Source organism: Candidatus Methanoperedens sp. (genome assembly GCA_012026795.1).
In the GTDB taxonomy this organism is placed as follows: domain Archaea; phylum Halobacteriota; class Methanosarcinia; order Methanosarcinales; family Methanoperedenaceae; genus Methanoperedens.
Map to the genome: position 1 here is coordinate 14,035 of VEPM01000043.1, position 16,198 is coordinate 30,232.

16 protein-coding genes and 1 pseudogene are annotated in these 16,198 nt (G+C 42.8%); 9 read left to right on the forward strand and 8 right to left on the reverse strand.

What is annotated here, in order from left to right:
- Positions 1 to 43: 43 nt before the first annotated feature.
- From FIB07_16870 to FIB07_16890, 5 genes are all read left to right on the forward strand, one after another.
- Complete coding sequence (locus FIB07_16870; protein ID NJD54520.1) at positions 44 to 1,183, forward strand: pyridoxal phosphate-dependent aminotransferase; 1,140 nt, start codon at positions 44 to 46, stop codon at positions 1,181 to 1,183.
- 29 nt (positions 1,184 to 1,212) lie between these two features.
- A complete protein-coding gene (locus tag FIB07_16875; GenBank protein NJD54521.1) occupies positions 1,213 to 2,247 on the forward strand; it encodes a transporter substrate-binding domain-containing protein in 1,035 nt (344 codons plus the stop codon).
- Between the two features lie 133 nt (positions 2,248 to 2,380).
- On the forward strand, positions 2,381 to 3,046 hold the full coding sequence (locus FIB07_16880) for an ABC transporter ATP-binding protein (GenBank protein ID NJD54522.1): 666 nt from the start codon (positions 2,381 to 2,383) through the stop codon (positions 3,044 to 3,046).
- On the forward strand, positions 3,043 to 3,732 hold the full coding sequence (locus tag FIB07_16885) for a heme exporter protein CcmB (GenBank protein NJD54523.1): 690 nt from the start codon (positions 3,043 to 3,045) through the stop codon (positions 3,730 to 3,732). Before FIB07_16880 ends, FIB07_16885 begins: the two co-directional genes overlap by 4 nt.
- Positions 3,733 to 3,777: 45 nt before the next feature.
- Positions 3,778 to 4,476, forward strand: coding sequence for a cytochrome C assembly protein (locus FIB07_16890; GenBank protein ID NJD54524.1), 699 nt, complete (start codon positions 3,778 to 3,780; stop codon positions 4,474 to 4,476).
- Positions 4,477 to 4,516: 40 nt separating this feature from the next.
- On the opposite strand, the gene FIB07_16895 is transcribed toward FIB07_16890, so the two are convergent.
- Positions 4,517 to 5,104 carry a 30S ribosomal protein S3ae gene (locus FIB07_16895; protein ID NJD54525.1) on the reverse strand — a complete coding sequence of 196 codons (588 nt, stop codon included), beginning with the start codon at positions 5,102 to 5,104 and terminating at the stop codon, positions 4,517 to 4,519.
- A gap of 147 nt (positions 5,105 to 5,251) precedes the next feature.
- Between FIB07_16895 and FIB07_16900 the strand changes: the two genes are divergently transcribed.
- A complete protein-coding gene (locus tag FIB07_16900) occupies positions 5,252 to 7,021 on the forward strand; it encodes a DUF2207 domain-containing protein (protein ID NJD54526.1) in 1,770 nt (589 codons plus the stop codon).
- Between the two features lie 39 nt (positions 7,022 to 7,060).
- Here the strand turns inward: FIB07_16900 and FIB07_16905 are convergent, their stop codons facing one another.
- Positions 7,061 to 7,348, reverse strand: a complete 288-nt coding sequence (locus FIB07_16905) for a DUF1805 domain-containing protein (GenBank protein NJD54527.1) — start codon at positions 7,346 to 7,348, stop codon at positions 7,061 to 7,063.
- 99 nt (positions 7,349 to 7,447) lie between these two features.
- Here FIB07_16905 and FIB07_16910 point away from each other — a divergent pair, with 99 nt between their 5' ends.
- Positions 7,448 to 7,660, forward strand: a complete 213-nt coding sequence (locus FIB07_16910; protein NJD54528.1) for a DUF1858 domain-containing protein — start codon at positions 7,448 to 7,450, stop codon at positions 7,658 to 7,660.
- Between the two features lie 80 nt (positions 7,661 to 7,740).
- The gene (gene pyrF / locus FIB07_16915) at positions 7,741 to 8,400 is read left to right on the forward strand and encodes an orotidine-5'-phosphate decarboxylase (GenBank protein NJD54529.1); all 660 of its coding nucleotides are present in this window, start codon (positions 7,741 to 7,743) and stop codon (positions 8,398 to 8,400) included.
- 221 nt (positions 8,401 to 8,621) lie between these two features.
- Here the strand turns inward: pyrF and FIB07_16920 are convergent.
- The 4 genes and pseudogenes from FIB07_16920 to FIB07_16935 all read right to left on the reverse strand — a co-directional run bounded on the left by FIB07_16920 (position 8,622) and on the right by FIB07_16935 (position 11,699).
- Positions 8,622 to 9,042 (reverse strand): annotated as a pseudogene (locus FIB07_16920) (hypothetical protein).
- A 233-nt stretch (positions 9,043 to 9,275) separates the two neighbouring features.
- Positions 9,276 to 10,568 carry a YncE family protein gene (locus FIB07_16925; protein NJD54530.1) on the reverse strand — a complete coding sequence of 431 codons (1,293 nt, stop codon included), beginning with the start codon at positions 10,566 to 10,568 and terminating at the stop codon, positions 9,276 to 9,278.
- A gap of 316 nt (positions 10,569 to 10,884) precedes the next feature.
- On the reverse strand, positions 10,885 to 11,397 hold the full coding sequence (locus FIB07_16930) for a hypothetical protein (protein NJD54531.1): 513 nt from the start codon (positions 11,395 to 11,397) through the stop codon (positions 10,885 to 10,887).
- Positions 11,394 to 11,699 (reverse strand): hypothetical protein, encoded by a 306-nt coding sequence (locus FIB07_16935; GenBank protein ID NJD54532.1) that lies wholly within the window; start codon positions 11,697 to 11,699, stop codon positions 11,394 to 11,396. Before FIB07_16935 ends, FIB07_16930 begins: the two co-directional genes overlap by 4 nt.
- 367 nt (positions 11,700 to 12,066) lie before the next feature.
- Here FIB07_16935 and FIB07_16940 point away from each other — a divergent pair, with 367 nt between their 5' ends.
- Entirely contained in the window at positions 12,067 to 12,630 is a 564-nt protein-coding gene (locus tag FIB07_16940; protein ID NJD54533.1) for a ferredoxin-like protein, read from the forward strand.
- A gap of 141 nt (positions 12,631 to 12,771) precedes the next feature.
- Here the strand turns inward: FIB07_16940 and FIB07_16945 are convergent, their stop codons facing one another.
- Positions 12,772 to 14,307 carry an FAD-dependent oxidoreductase gene (locus FIB07_16945; GenBank protein ID NJD54534.1) on the reverse strand — a complete coding sequence of 512 codons (1,536 nt, stop codon included), beginning with the start codon at positions 14,305 to 14,307 and terminating at the stop codon, positions 12,772 to 12,774.
- A 123-nt stretch (positions 14,308 to 14,430) separates the two neighbouring features.
- A complete protein-coding gene (locus FIB07_16950) occupies positions 14,431 to 15,738 on the reverse strand; it encodes a hypothetical protein (GenBank protein NJD54535.1) in 1,308 nt (435 codons plus the stop codon).
- Positions 15,739 to 16,198: the final 460 nt, after the last annotated feature.

Consider the following 16,198-nt stretch of genomic DNA (forward strand, 5'->3'; position numbering starts at 1 on the left):
AGAATGCCTTAAATATTAAGAAATTAGTCGTGAGCTACACTTTATGACGGCAAAAAGACTTCAAAACATTACTGAGTCGGCAACGCTTCGGATCTCAAATCTTGCAAGTGAATTGAAAAGCCAGGGTAAAGATATTATAAGTTTCAGCCTTGGAGAACCTGATTTTACAACACCATCACATATTATTGATGCTGCAAAGGCATCACTTGAACGCGGTGAAACACATTACACGCCATCGCCAGGGATACCCGAATTGCGTAAAGCCATTGCAGAAAAGCTCACAAAAGAGAACAAAATTGAAACAAAACCTGGTAATATCATTGTCACCCCCGGTGCAAAGCAAGCTATTTTTGAGGTTATACTCTCTGTTATCGGGGAAGGGGATGAAGCGATTCTTTTTGACCCTGCCTGGGTTTCCTATGATCCGTGCATACAGCTGGCAGGCGCAAGAACTGTCTGGGCTCCAACGTCACAAAATAATGGTTTTTCACCAGAGAATATCAGTGAATACATAACAAAAAAGACAAAACTTATCGTCATAAACAGCCCCTGCAACCCGACAGGTAGTGTTTACAGCAAAGAAACGTTAAAAGAGATAGCAGATATTGCTATTGATAAAAATATTTTCGTCCTGTCAGATGAGATATATGAGAAGATCATCTATGACCGCGAACACATAAGCATCGCAAGCCTGGATGGGATGCAGGACCTGACAATAACTGTCAATGGATTCTCAAAAGCCTATGCAATGACAGGATGGCGCCTCGGGTATGTGAGCGCGCCAAAGGAAGTTTATGAGCCGATGCTTAAATTGCATTCCCATTCCGTAAGCCAGGCAACCTCATTTGTCCAGTACGCAGGCATTGCAGCTCTCCGGGGTGACCAGGCGCCGGTTACTGCAATGGTCCGGGAGTTCAAGGCACGAAGGGACCTGCTTGTCAGGGGATTAAATAAGATCGGAATAAAATGCGCAAGGCCGGATGGCGCTTTTTATGCTTTTGCCGATGTAAGCGAATATGGGACAGGAGAACAAGTTGCAGAATTGCTGCTTAACAAGGCATTTGTCGCTACCACGCCGGGTTCAGCTTTTGGGGAAGCGGGAAATGATTTTATCAGGATCTCTTATGCAACATCCCAGGAGCGAATAAAAGAAGCATTGAGGCGGATGGAAGAGATTCTTTAGCGGGATATTTATTTTTTTGTAGAAATGAAATGAAACAAATCTGTATGAAATCGGCAAAGCAGTTTGTCCTGGTAATTATCGTTATTGCCGCAATTTTGGCGGTAGTCTTAGGTTCAATGTTTTACCTGAATCCCCGGCAGGGCTATACAGGGAAGGTGGAATCAATCACCATCGGATATTCGCCGTTTGAGCAAAACGCACTTCTCTGGATTGCCGAGGACCAGCACTTTTTCGAGGCGAGCGGCCTCAACGTAACATTACGTAAGTACGATACCGGTGTGGGTTCACTGGATGGAATGTTAAACGGTGAAGCGGACATTACTGTAGGGGTAACCGAGTTCCCCACGATCGGAAGAGCATTCAAGAAAGAAAGAATTCGCATAATCGGGACCATCGCTAAAATTGAGCAGATATACCTTGTCGGACGGAAGGACCGGGGAATTGAAAACATTTTGGACCTCAAGGGAAAGAGGGTTGGGACTACCTTAAGAACAATAGCACATTTCTATCTCGGCAGGTTTCTCGAACTCCATAGCATGAATATGCAGGATATAACTCTCGTTGAAGTCAAAACACCGGCAGAATGGGTGAACGCTGTTGCAAACGGAGACATTGATGCAATTGCCACCGCCCAACCGTATGCTAATTCAGCCAAAGAGCGTCTGGGCGCTAACGCCGTTGTCTGGCCAGCACAGGGTAGCCAGCCCATATTCGGATTGATTGTTTCCACCGATGAGTGGATAATGAAGCACCCCGAACCGGTCAGCAGGCTCCTTAAGTCTCTGGCAAAGGCTGAGGAATATGCTATCCGTAATCCTGTTGAAGCAAAAGCCATCGTACAGAAGAGGCTGAACGTGGACGCCGCGTATATGGAAACAGTCTGGTCCCAAGACCAGTTCTTACTCTCGCTTGACCAGTCGCTCATTCTGGCTATGGAAGACGAGGCACGGTGGATGATAAACAACAACCTGACGACGGAGAAAAACATACCTGATTTCCTGGACTACATCTACGAAGACGGCCTCAAGGCAGTAAAACCTGAAACGGTAAAGATTATACGGTAAAACCCATGAAATTCAATTTTGAAATAGAAGAAGATCATAGAAAATATAAAGCCTGTACGAGATTATATAGTATCACACAGGAGAAATCAATATAATCTCTATTGAAAAACTTTCAAAAGTATTCGGTACTAATATTGTCCTTCGAAATATCGATCTTAAGATAGAAAAAGGCGAATTCCTCACAATATTCGGCCCAAACGGCGCAGGAAAAACAACGCTCATCAAGATAATGGCAACACTTGTCACTCCTACTTCCGGGAAGGTGCTTATCGAAGGTCTTGACATCAGGGAGAATCCGATTGAGATCAGGAAGAAAATCGGTGTCATCTCTCATGAAACATATCTTTATACCGAATTGACAGCAGCCGAAAATCTCAGGTTCTTCGGGAAGATGTATGACACACCAGGGCTTGAAGAACGGATAGATGAACTGATAAAGCAGGTTGGCCTGACCTACAGGAAAAATGACCGCGTGAGGACATTCTCCCGCGGGATGAAACAGCGTCTCTCGATAGCAAGAGCTCTTATACATGATCCTCCGATTCTTTTTCTTGATGAACCCTATACCGGACTGGACCAGCATGCCATAGCGACATTTGACAGGATACTCGGAGGCATGAATGCCACAGATAAAACAAGGGTACTTATTTCGCATGATATAGAGCATGGCATTTCATTGTGCGACAGGGCAATAATTCTCACAGGCGGGCATATCGCCCATGAAATGACCGAGAACGAGATAAGCGACTTGCTCCAGTGCAGGGCGATCTATGAAAAACACGTGGAGGAGCGAAAATGAAATTTTTCCAGATCGCAAAAAAAGACCTGAAAGCGGAATTTCGCACCAAGCAGATGCTGAATTCCATGGTGATCTTTGCGCTTCTTGTTATAGTGATCTTTAGCTTTGCATTCGGGAATGAAGCCACAATATTCGTGTCAAATCTTAATAAAAAGATAGTTGACCTTCTTGCCCCTGGTATGCTCTGGATAGCGTTCACGTTTGCAGGGATGCTCGGTTTGTCACGGTCATTTGCAGGAGAAAAAGAAGAAGGATGCCTTGAAGGACTGAAACTTTGTCCGGCCGACAGGAGCGAAATATATAATGGGAAAGTCCTGTCCAATGCGGTTTTGATGTTCCTTATGGAAATGGCAACGCTACCGATCTTTGTTGTGCTTTTCAGTTATGATATAAAAAACCTTCCTGGCCTGATTGTTGTGATAATCCTGGGTACTTCAGGATTTATTTTTGTGGGAACACTTCTCTCGGCGCTCACTGTAAATACACGAACCCGCGAGATTCTTCTGCCGGTCATTTTATTTCCGGTTCTTATCCCTGTGATACTATCCGCAGTAACTGCGACAGGAACAATGCTTGCAAATGGGGATTTCTCTGATGTTTCAGGAGAGATGCAGATACTTGTAGTTTATGACATTATATTTTTTGTAGTGGCTCAAATGGTGTTTGAATATACGATCGAGGATTAAAAACCGAATATATTATGAGACATGCGAACTAATTCTGGGAATAATATGCTTAAAAAAATCATTTATGCAATAACTGCCGCGTTGATACTGATCTCCGTATATTTTGTGTTTTTTGTTGCGCCCATCCCCATAGATCCCGGTTCGGCAGCTGGTGACCCGAATAATTTTAAAATATTCTATTTTCATCTTCCCATAGCAATATCTGCATACCTGTCATTTGCAGTTGTATTTGTCTCAAGTATCCTGTATCTTAGAAGCAAGAAACAAAAATGGGATATGTTATCGTTATCAGCAGCTGAAGTTGGAGTAGTATTTGCCTTCCTGACGCTTGTGAGCGGGTCAATATGGGGAAGATCTGCCTGGGGCGCATACTGGGTATCGTGGGATGTCAGGTTGAATACCTCACTTATCCTGTTCTTAATATACCTGTCTTACCTGATGATCCGCCAGGCTGTAGAGGAGCCTGAAAAACGAGCGCGGCTTTCAGCGGTTTTCGGCATAATCGGTTTTATAAGTGTCCCGATCAGTTTTCTTTCGGTGCGGTTCTATTCAAAGATGCATCCATGTGTTGTCCCGCCATGCCCCAGCGGCGGAGGTGGAGGAATAGGCGGAGAAGTCCTGTACTATATACTTTTCAATTTTGCCGCATATTTCCTGCTGGCAGCGTCACTCATGATGCTGAGGATGGATAACGAGAAATTGAAAGAAAAAGCAAATGAATTGAAGAGAAAAAACAATCTTTAATACTTTTTTAAAAAATAAACTATAAAAAACAAAAAAAGATTTATGAGGCTACAGCACCCGGCTCAGCCTCAATTTCAGTTTTCCTGACCTCTACCCTGCGAAGAGGATAGATAGGTTTGACGTCATGGTATATACTGGCAGACAGTTTTCCTGTTACAACATCCTGGACGAACTGCTCCATATCCATTTCCCCGGCTTTTCCTTCAATAACCTGATTCATTATCTGGCGGATAGCTTTTACCTGGGCTTCACGTGCCCTTTTTATTGTAAAACACGATGGCTTTACTCTTATGGTATAACCGTCCTTTGTTTTGACTGAAACATTAGTTTCAACAGATGATGTTTCTCTCTTAACGAGTGAGCGCAAATAATCCTGGGTCAGTTGATGACCCATGTATTTTGTATAAGCGACATCGCCGCCCACGTGGTCTATTTTCAGGATCAGCTTGGTATTCTGCTTGGAAAGATCATTTGTCAGCTCCCCAAGTGTAACTTCGATGTTTCTTCCAACCAGCTTTTCCGGCTCATCAGCAATGGTTTCCCCGATGTTTGATTTCCCGAACATGTCAGGCGCAACAAGGTTGTACCATTTCTTTGCTTTCCAGCCTTCTGTCTTTGTAACTGCCAATTAATTTCCTCCAGATATAATATGATTAAAATGTGAAAAGTATTCACAAAATCATGCGTTTAATAGAGCAATGGATACTTAATACTTTTGGAGGTTCCTTTAAACAATGAAAAAGCTTTACATCAGACCGGACATCAAGTGACAGGTATGACAGAGGAAAGGCAGCTTATAGTTCCTTTTGCAGTAATTTTCATAATCGGGATCGCGGGATATCTTATGGCTGCCTATATACCATACTCTGGCGACCTTGTTGTTGAAAATTACAATGTTTCTATCTCACCTGAAGATTACTTAACTGAAACTTACATCTACGATGTCGGGATTTCAGGTAAATATTCCATGCTTTTCAGGGTATGGAAAGCTCCAATAATAGCCCCTGATGGTGAAGACCTGGACAGGCCTCACATAAAAGTCTCTAATATCAGCTGCCTGCAGGGCTCTACCCCATATGTAAAAGATCATACTGGAAGGGTCCGGGCAACAGATGGATCTACCAGCAGTATTATTGGAGAAAAGGCCTATGATAATGAGGTTGGATGTTATTTTCCGGGAATGTATAGAGAAGGAATACATGCTATTTCTGCAAGCTACAGGATATATCCTCCTGTTGAATGTGATGACTCCTTTTGCCGCCTGGACCTGACACTTGCTGATGAGCATATTCCTTACAGGAAGGTAAAGATAATTCTGCCTGATACCGGTGTCATGAAGGTCTTTCCTCATCCTCCTGATTTCACTGTCTCAAAAAGCCCGGGAAAGTGGGTCATTTCCGGCAAAAGCCCTGAGAATGGACTGATAGAAGTTGAAATGCTTATAAAAAAGGATGGGGATGTCAGGTATTCGACAAAATTAAACGAAATCGAAGAAAAAACCGTATCTTCTAACTCCTGGTATTCAAACATTTATCTTTTGCTTTCGGCTTTAAAATATATTTTACTTTCTATTATCCTGGGATTCCCGGTTATCCTTTACTTCATTTACCGCAAAACCGGAACTGAAAAAGGTTTCACAGTCCCGGAGTATCTAAGCTACATCCCTCTTAAAAGAAAACCATGGTTTGTAAATCTCGTATTCAATAAAGATGCGTTTGACTTTGACGAAAATGGTTTCTATGCCACACTCCTTGACCTGCAAAAGAGAGGGTATGTCAGGATAGAAACTTTTGCTGATAAGAAAGAAAAAGAAGTCGTAATAACACTCCTTAAAAATACTGAAGATGGGGACGACATTTACGAGAAGGACGTTCTATCATTTTTGAAGGACTGGTCAAAGGATGGCGTCTTTAGAACGAAAGAGTTTAAAGAGCAGGTTAAATCCATTTCAACACAAAGGGAATCTATCATCAGTCTTAAAAAAAGAATGGACAAAATCATGCGCAGGGCATACCCGGCGTATGCAGGTGAGCTGGTGGTTGAAGGTAGACGAAAATTTTTCATTATATCAGGAATAAGTGCCCTGGCTGCATTTATGTTCGATTCAAATTATTCCAGCATGTACCCGATATTTAGAGAAATAGCTATTTTTTCAGGAACCCTTGCCGTACAATCCGGGATCATAGCATTTTTGACGCCCTCAACTTTGTTCGGGAGGTGGAAAGGCGAGTATTATAAGGAAAAACTGGAATGGGATGCGTTCCGAAAATTCCTTTCGGACATGGCAATGATGAAAAGATACCTGCCGGAAGATGTGATTATCTGGAAAGAATGGCTTATTTATGGAACTGCACTTGGTGTGGGAGAAAATGTCATAAAAGCAATGAATGCTTTGAACGTGGTTTTCCCTGAAGTTAGCACTGCTTCTTCAGTTTATTATTCGTTCCACTCTGTGAATAGCTCGGTAGCATCAGCATATTCAGCTGCAACAGGCGGAGGAGGCGGTGGAGGGGGATTTGGAGGAGGAGGGGCGGGAGGAAGATAAACCTCATAAAATCCACTCATCTTCATTAAAGATAAAAAATCAAAACATTCTGTTCAGTGCTTCTCTTGCTGTCATTCCAGTCGTTATCCCCAGTTTCTTCGCAGCTTCTGAAACATCCACAGCCTTTGCGTTCAAAACATCCTCAAAGCTCCTGACTCCGGTAACCCTCACGGCCACATCCCCGAGTTTATTAGCAATATCCATATTGAGATACCCGCACATCACAAAGCCGCAGCCTGCGCGGATAACAAGCAGCGGGGCATGTTCCATATCCATCTTAAGTCCGATTGCGCTCCCTTTTTCAAGATTTACCTGTTCAATTAGCATGAGTATTGGTTGCATCTGCCGGTAGAAATATTTTATTATTCTATCATATAGAAAGCTTTATTATAGTTCGTAACCATACGAATAATGGAGAAGTATATTATGACCATAACAAAAGATGCCAATATTGAGGAAGTAGTAACACAGTATCCGGAAACCATGATGGTATTTATGAAACATGGCCTTCATTGCGTGGGGTGCCATGTTTCTAGTTTTGAAAACATCGAAGATGGCGCAATAGCGCATGGTATCAATGTTGATGCGCTTGTCGCTGACCTGAATAAGGTCATCTCGTCAAGAAAGCAGAAGCCCTGAAAATCAGGGATAATAATATTCATTTTTAATTCAGCGCGGCCAGGGCAATATTAATGGGCTTAAAAAACGTTAGTATCTGCATGGAGCCACTACCCAGGAACACTCAATTGATCATGGCACTGGATATAACTGATAAGAAAAAAGCCCTGGTCGTATCAAAAGAGATTGCCCACAATGTTGATGCGATCAAGATCGGCTATCCGCTTGTGCTGGGCGCAGGACTGGGGATAATCAATGACATCTGTAAATTTGCACCTGTAATTGCTGATTTTAAAGTCGCTGATATTCCGAATACGGACAGGCTGATATGCACCCGGACTTTTGAGGCCGGTGCAAGTGCGGTTATCGTCCATGGTTTTACAGGGCGTGACAGCGTTTTGGAGTGCGTTAAAACAGCGAAAGATTTCCAGGCAGGTATATTTGTGGTCACGGAAATGAGCCACCCGGGCGCGGTCGAATTCATGCAGCCAAAAGCCCTCGAACTTGCATCCCTTGCAGTCGAATGCAAAGCTTCCGGTGTTGTAGCTCCTGCAACGCGCCCTGAAAGAATAAGAGAGATACGGGATGTTGTTGGCAGCCTTACGATCATTTCACCTGGCGTTGGAGCGCAGGGAGGAAGCGCAGCAGATGCGATACGGGCAGGTGCGGATTATGTTATCGTGGGCAGGAACATTTATGATTCCAGGAATCCAGGGGCTGAAGCTGAAAGGATAGTGAAAGAGATTGAAAAGTGCCGATGATGATAAAAATTAAGGCTGATCTGTGATGAGCCCTATGAGTACTGAGGCAGACGAACTATATATAGCAATGTCGGAGCATAGCGATATTTTCTATAGGCTATTTTTTAGGAAGTCCCTACAACATGCTTTCGTACCATAATTTTTGCACCAAAAACCCTAACGCAGAGTGGAGTTTTAGTTGCAAAGCCCTTACGACAAGAAATATTGAAAACCGATGAGTTTCAGCTTAATATCCTGTTTTTCCAAAAGAATTGCTTTTTAGGGTCGCGCTCGTATCTCTCATAGATACTCGGATACAGTTCTGGGTATTTTATTCTCGCGTGCATACTGACGGTAATCCTCTATCTTCTGCCCATACGTCCACCGTAATTTCCCATCATAGAGATTTGACCTAAATTTGCATTCAACGCTGAACTTCTCGTTGGTCGGTATATAACGGATTGTTAAATCGGGATTAGAATCTGATTCGACCATTATATCGAGCTTATTGGAGGCATCCCTTGTCCAGTCAACGATACTGAAATATTTCTTATTGAAAAGCCTAGCTACGTACTTCTCAAACTCGACTCCTTTATCATAATTCTCTTTCTCCTCTTCCATTAATGCGTCTATGGCTTTTCCGATTTTGTTTAAAATACCCATAAGTACCACCGTTTTAAAATTTTATTTAGATTATGAATGTTATGGGTAATTAATCTTACTTGAGACCGGTCGGCATGCATCACCAAAGCATTCGGTTCAGTATATTGAATATTGTTAAAAGAGAAACAACAGGTCTGAAAGAGGCAAAAATAGCCGAATAATCGAAAAAGCCCCTATGAATATAAATCATAGTTCGTAGGGGCAATATTTTCCAATCGTCTATTTTATCTTACTTATCTCAATCCTATAATTGTGGTTTTTGAAGCACCATCATCAAGCTCAATTCTTATCTGCCATGTTCCAGTAGAGAGAGTTTTAGTTCCAAGGTTGAAAATATACTGATTGCTTGTGCTGTCGTATCTAAACAGATTACCTATTGTTGCGCTGCTTGTCGAGTTTGCTTCCATTTCTGTTCCTATAATGCCACCGCTAATTTTAGCCACATAAATCCTAGCTACGGCGTTGGTAATGAAGTTACCATTTGCATCTGTTAGCTGGAATTTCACCGGTACGGTGCTTCCCAATTTGAAGACACTACTTCCATCAACGTTGATAGGTTGCAATATTCCGCCAAAGACGTATTGTGATGTTACATCACCACTTATGAACTGCCCAAAAGCAGCGGGACCGGAGCCTACATTTATAGTTGCTATAACTGTATTTGTTGCTGCATCGATTACAGATACATTATTGCTGAAGAAATTCGCCACATATATCGCAGTACCTGCTGTGTTGACTGCAACTCCATCCGGGGCGTTGCCTACATTCACCGTAGCTATAACACCGTTTGTTGCCGTATCTATTACAGCGAGAGAGTTACTTCCAGCGTTCACAACGTATACCTTTGTTCCGTCTGGATTGACTGCAATACCATAGAGATGGCTTCCCACATTTATTTTATCAACAGTCTTTGTTGCCGTATCTATTACAGATACCCCGCCGCTATTCCAGTTCGCAACGTATACCTTTGTTCCGTCCGGGCTGATGGCAATCCCACTGGGATTCCCGCCCACACTCACCGTATCCACAACAGTGTTTGTTGCTGTATCAAATACTGAGACTGTGCCGCTATCCCAGTTTGCAACGTATACAGTGTTTCCATCTGGGTCGACTACGACACCCCACGGACCAGTTCCTACTTTTACCATGGCGATGACTGTGTTTGTTTCTGTGTCGATCACAGAAAGAGAATTATCACTGTAGTCTGGATACCTACCATTATAAGCAGTCGTCAGGTACACCCTGGTTCCGTTTGGATTGACTGCAATACCATTAGGACTGCTTCCGATATTCAGCGTGGCCGTAACCGTATTGGTTAATGCATCTATCACAGATACGTCGCCGTAACTGTGATGTGATATATACACCTTGTTTTTCACAGGGTTTGTTGCAACACCAAACGGATAAGCATTGACATTTATCGTGGCTGTGACCTCGTTTGTTGCTGTGTCAATTACTGATACAGTACTGCTTTCCTTGTTCGTAATGTAGGCGAAAGGCGCCGCACTGGCACTGCCAGCCAGCATTAAGATAGACAAAATCGTTATTCCAATAGTTATTCTGAGGGCATGTTCTCTACAGTTTTTATGTTCTAGCATTTTTTACCACCTTTAGATTGTAGGCGACCTTAAACAAGCTCGCCAAAAGATTTTACATATTATAGGATTATAAAAACTTTGCGAAAAAGAGGAAACTATCGAAAAGTCAAAACCACAAAGGTCACAGAGATTTTTAAAAACATCTCCGTGCTCTCTGTGGTTCATTCGGAAAATATACTAATTATTGATTTTTCGGATATTTTGATACAACCGTATCAAAAAATTATACATCTACCGTATTTCATTAATCCGGCATATCAAGTTTTTCAATAATCATTCTTGCATCTTCATAAACATCAACACTGAGCCACATCACACGCGCAAGCTTATCAAGAGCCTCAAATGTTTCTCTTTTTGACATCTTTTGCAGTCTGGCAGACCTTAACAGCACGCCTATCGAACCGACAACTTCCAGCCCCAGCCCGGCTGCGAACCTCCGCGCAGCAAGGTCATCGATAAGTACCGGGCATTTTTTTCTTCTTGCGAGCATTATAACAGCCGCCTCTCCTATGTCCATTCCCGCGCTCTCTGCAATATTCCTGACTTTATTGTTACTGCTTTTTTCTGTCACGACCCAGCCATTTTCAAATTCGCTCTCGATCAAAAAGGCATCTCCCATTCCTTCTTTCTTTCCCCTGTCAACAACTTCAAGCTTTACCTCATCAGGTATGATTACCTTTCCGAAAAGGTATTTAAGAAGTTCTATCCTACCCACCTTCGCAAGGTGTATGAGCGGCCCCGAATTGCTTACAATCATTTCTCTTTCATCGCCCACTTGATGTCTGCCGCCAGGTCCTCTTTTTCATATTTGAAGGGGATGTTTCGCTTCTTTAACTCTTCCAGCGCTCCCCTGTATGTCAAGTTGGCCATCCTTGCAGCTTTCCAGAGAGAGATTCTTCCTTCAGAATAGAGGTCAAATGCTTTTTTTATTTGGTATTCCCTGAGCGCCTCCCCGATGAGTTTGCGCAGCATAGAGCCTTTATCAAGAACTTCCTGTTTGCACGCCTCCTCGATCTCTTGAAGATATTTCTCAGGTAATCGAACCGATATTGTTTTCATGTGTTATTACATTTTATTATATCGTATACTTAAATCTTTGTTATCACTTATATCTAAGAGCTTGTCTGAAAATTTTACCTATATTTGGTTTTCACATCGATTCGATGCACATAATTGGATATGAGTGAGGATTCAGAGGCGCTTTTAGACAGGATTACAGGATTTACAGGATGGAAATTAATCCTGTCCATTCTGTAAATCCTGTCCAGAATAAATATTCAGACAAGCTCTAAGAGTATTATGTTTTGATAACAAGGTTTTTACACATAGGCCGTTATTAATACGGAAGGAGACTTAACATGGCAAATGAATCCTCAACCACCGTGCAGCGTCTCTGGAATATATCATATTCAAACAGCGAGGAAATATGCACCATGCATTGAGATTCTACAGTGCTCATCAGGAACTCGTACTCAGGTTTTATATGCTGGCAGCAAAATTCACGATGCTGCCCGTTATTGGAAACTCGGTAAAAAGTCTGATGCAATGGTATGCATTATCTCAGCACAGGGCATTGATATTGACTTCCGAAGAAGCAAAAAAGGTCATAAATGCAGCTACAAACGTAGCTATAGGGGATTGCAAATGCAGAAAGGTCTTTAAAAATTGTCACGGCCCGATAAGGACGGAAATTGTCATTGGGATTGGCTATGATATTTTTACTGATGTTAGAAAGGATGAATTTATTGAAATAAGCAAGGAAGAAGCCCAAAAAATCATAGACGAATGTAAAAGATCAGGTCTTATTCAGAGTCTTGTACAATGCAGGAAGGAAGCCTATGTAATATGTAACTGTTGCACTTGCTGCTGCGTTCCTTTGCGGTTTAGCAAGGTTTATGGTATCGGGGAAAGCTTATCAAGAGATAAGAGTGCAGTTAGCGATTTTATCGTCAAGTTACAGCATGAATCCGTACCTGCTGATCAAAATTGATATGTCGATTAATGTAGTCCACCTTTTTTTGCGGTTAATTTTACAACTTTATTTTATCGTCCATCCTCCATCAACGACAATTGATGCGCCAGTAATGAAATCTGCATCGTTAGAGCTTTGATAATTTCTTTCACAAAAATATTATCCCTCCTGGATCTTTTTTTTATCGAGATTTTTTGCAGCCGGGCTCTGGATAACTTTCCCATCGAAATTAAAGCGTGAGCCATGACAGGGACAATCCCATGATTTCTCAGCATTATTCCAGCTAACGATACATCCCATGTGGGTACACGCAGGCGAAACAGCATGCATATTTCCTTTTTCATCTTTATAAACAGCAGCTTCTACGCCCTTAATATCGACGATCTTTGCTTCCCCCGTCTTGAGACTGGAGAATTCTTCCGGTTTTGAAAGCCTTCCTTTCAGGAGTGTCTCAGCAACCTGTATATTTTGAGTAATTAATTTACCCCCGGTAGTTAGGAGTTTATAGCGACCCGGATTATATAATTCCTCAAGAGGGTTTGGCCTGCCGAGGATTAAATCCGATAAAATCATACCTGCGATCATACCATGGGTCATGCCCCAGCCTTTAAAAGCTGTAGCTATAAGCAGATGTTTGCTTCCCTGGAATTTTCCGATGAAAGGAACCTTATCAAATGAGTAATTATCCTGGGTAGACCAGCGATAATCGATTGATTTAACCTGGAAATGATCTCTGGCATACTGCTCCAGTCGTTTGTAATACTCAATTGTATTGGCTGCGTGGCCTGTGGGATGATCTTCACCCCCGACTATGACAAGGAGACCATCAGAAGTAGGCTGCGTACGGATATAATGAGATGGATCTTTACTGCTATCAAACATTTCTTCAGGAACTTTATCAGCGACCCGGATACCCAGGACGTAAGAACGGTGGGATTCCATACGCGCAAAAAACATGCCCTTGTTAATAAAAGGAAAATGCGTAGCAACAATTACATATTTTGCTGTCAGGTATCCCCTGTCAGTTTTAACTTTATGAGGTTCGCTCTCGTCAATATCAAAAGCGCGTGTATTTTCAAAAACAAAGCTTCCATTGCCTGGAATAAGTTTTGCAAGAGCTAACAGGTATTTACGCGGATGGAATTGAGCCTGATTCTGGTACCGGATCGCGCCATAGGTCTTAAAAGGCAAAGGTGCGGCATCAAGATAAGATACAGGAAGACCCAGGCTTTTAGCGGCATCAAATTCGCGCCTGAGTTCCTCTACGTCCTCCCCGCTTTCTGCATAGATATATTCTGATGTTCTTTTAAAATCGCAATCTATATTTTTCTCTTTCACCACCGAGGCAATCTTCTCGATCGCTTCCTGGTTAGCATCTGCATACAACTGCGCCTTATCTTTTCCAAAATGTTCGATAAGATATCCATAGATCAGGTCATGGGCTGAAGTTATATGGGCTGTTGTATATCCGGTCACCCCTTTTACAATTCTACGAGCCTCTATAACCGCAACACTTAAACCTGCCTCCTTTAACAGTAATGCCGAAGTTATCCCTGCTATTCCTCCTCCCAGGATTGCCACGTCTACAGAAATATTTTCTGCTAACGTGGGGAACTCAGTTTCCGGAGTTGTTGCTATCCAGAATGATTCCGCTTTACCTGCTGGTTCATATTTGTTTTCCGATGTATTATCCATATTTACTCCCCAATTTTTAATCACTTAAAAGTTTATAATCCGTAAATTACTAAACTATACGTTAAAATTTTCAAAAAAATCGAGGCGGACAGACCGCCTCGTTAATTATTTCTTGGCGTTATCTCACGGACTTGAAAGTGATTTTACATACTCCACCAGATCTTTCTTTTCATCATCGGTCAGGTTCAGATTAAAGAAGGTGTTATAATGATCTACTACATCCAGCAATGTCTTGAAGCGCCCATCATGGTAGAAGCCGCCCTTGTTCTCAGGCTTCATGAACAGACCGTTCTCGCGCACGAATATACCACCAAGGTTCATTGTCTTATATACTCCGTCCGGCGCCCGGTCTGCCTGGAAACTGTCTATACCGATTTCAGATGGTTTATGCAGGTTCCATCCTGGCTCGGTCCAGAGCGGTTCCACATGGCAGTTGTTGCACTGCGCCTTTCCACTGAAGAGTTCATCCCCGCGTTCTGCAGCGTCTTTATCAAAGTCTACATCCGGTTGCGGCACCGGAGATGGAATGGCCAGTTGATAGAACTGAAGGGCCGGAAGTTTAGATGTGATCAGGTCACTATCAGGATCGGTTCGCACGTTTCCGAATCCATTGGCAGCAGCTATCGGGAACCTGGTTGAGTCATTCAACCTGGGATCATAGAACACTCCTTTCCCGTGCATTTCAAGATTGGCAACAAAAGCGTTCCAGTACGGGACCGAACCCCATGCGCCTGTCCATGTATGCTGGTTGAACCCTGCCAGTCCGAAAGCGTTCGGGATCAAAGTAGCACCTGATACGTTCGTCCCTGTTACAACGCCATCGGTCATCTGCTGGGGATTAAACGCTTTGCCATCCAGGAACAGTTCTGCATCGAATTTCCCGGGACCCCAGCTGTTAAGCACTGTTCTTACTGTAGGTTCTGAAACGTTCAGAAGATTGGCTACCAGAGTAAGATCAGGAGAAAGATTTACAATTGCGCCTACATTGAGATCATGGTTTGCCCAGCCGTCCAGCCTTCGCCCGATGCCTGGAGCAAACGAATCATCCACTGTTGAGTGGCAAACAGCACATGTAATCCCAACAGTCGTGAGTTTCCCGTCATTATCAAATGAACCGTTAATACCAACAACTGCGTTGAGTTTGATTAAAGCAAGCGTTGTAGCCGGATCATCAAGATTTACATTTCCTTTTTCAAGGTCTTCGACCAGATCCCTGGGAAGCGCATCCACATCAACTTTTAAGCCCACGTCCAGTGCGGTCTTCGGGCTGACGCCCGGTCCAACTCCTCCGTTTGCTTCGCCTGCAATGGCCTGGTGTATTTTAAGAGTGTCACCCCAGAATGCCTCGTCACCGAAAGTGTCAAAGCGAAATATCTGCCTGCCCTCCCTGACCATTCGGTTCGCATTTGCAAAAATCGGGTCTTTTTTCATTTTCCCGTTAACATTCATCATCCCGTTAGCATTCATCATCCCGTTAGCATTCATCATCCCGTTAGCATTCATCATCCCGTTAGCATTCATTATAATGTCATCTATGCTAAATTCTTTACCATCAGGCGTTTGTTGTACATTTCCATTACCATCAGGCGTTTGTTGTACATCTTCATTGATCAGGTTTTCATGCATCTGCTCCTGTGTAGTTTTTTCAGAAGTTGCACTTACTGCACTGAAGCCAATACTCCCAACAATGAGAATAGCAACTAAAATACCAAGTATATTCCTCTTATTCATATTAACCTCCACTTATGTTATCAGAAAGTTCTGATAGAAATGCTATGAAAACAATACTATATATAATTTTTCTGAGCAGCATGATGCCGGGATTTGGAATCATAGTGACCGGATCAAGGAGAGTTACCAACGATCCAGGTGAGGGGGTTGGGGTGCGGGG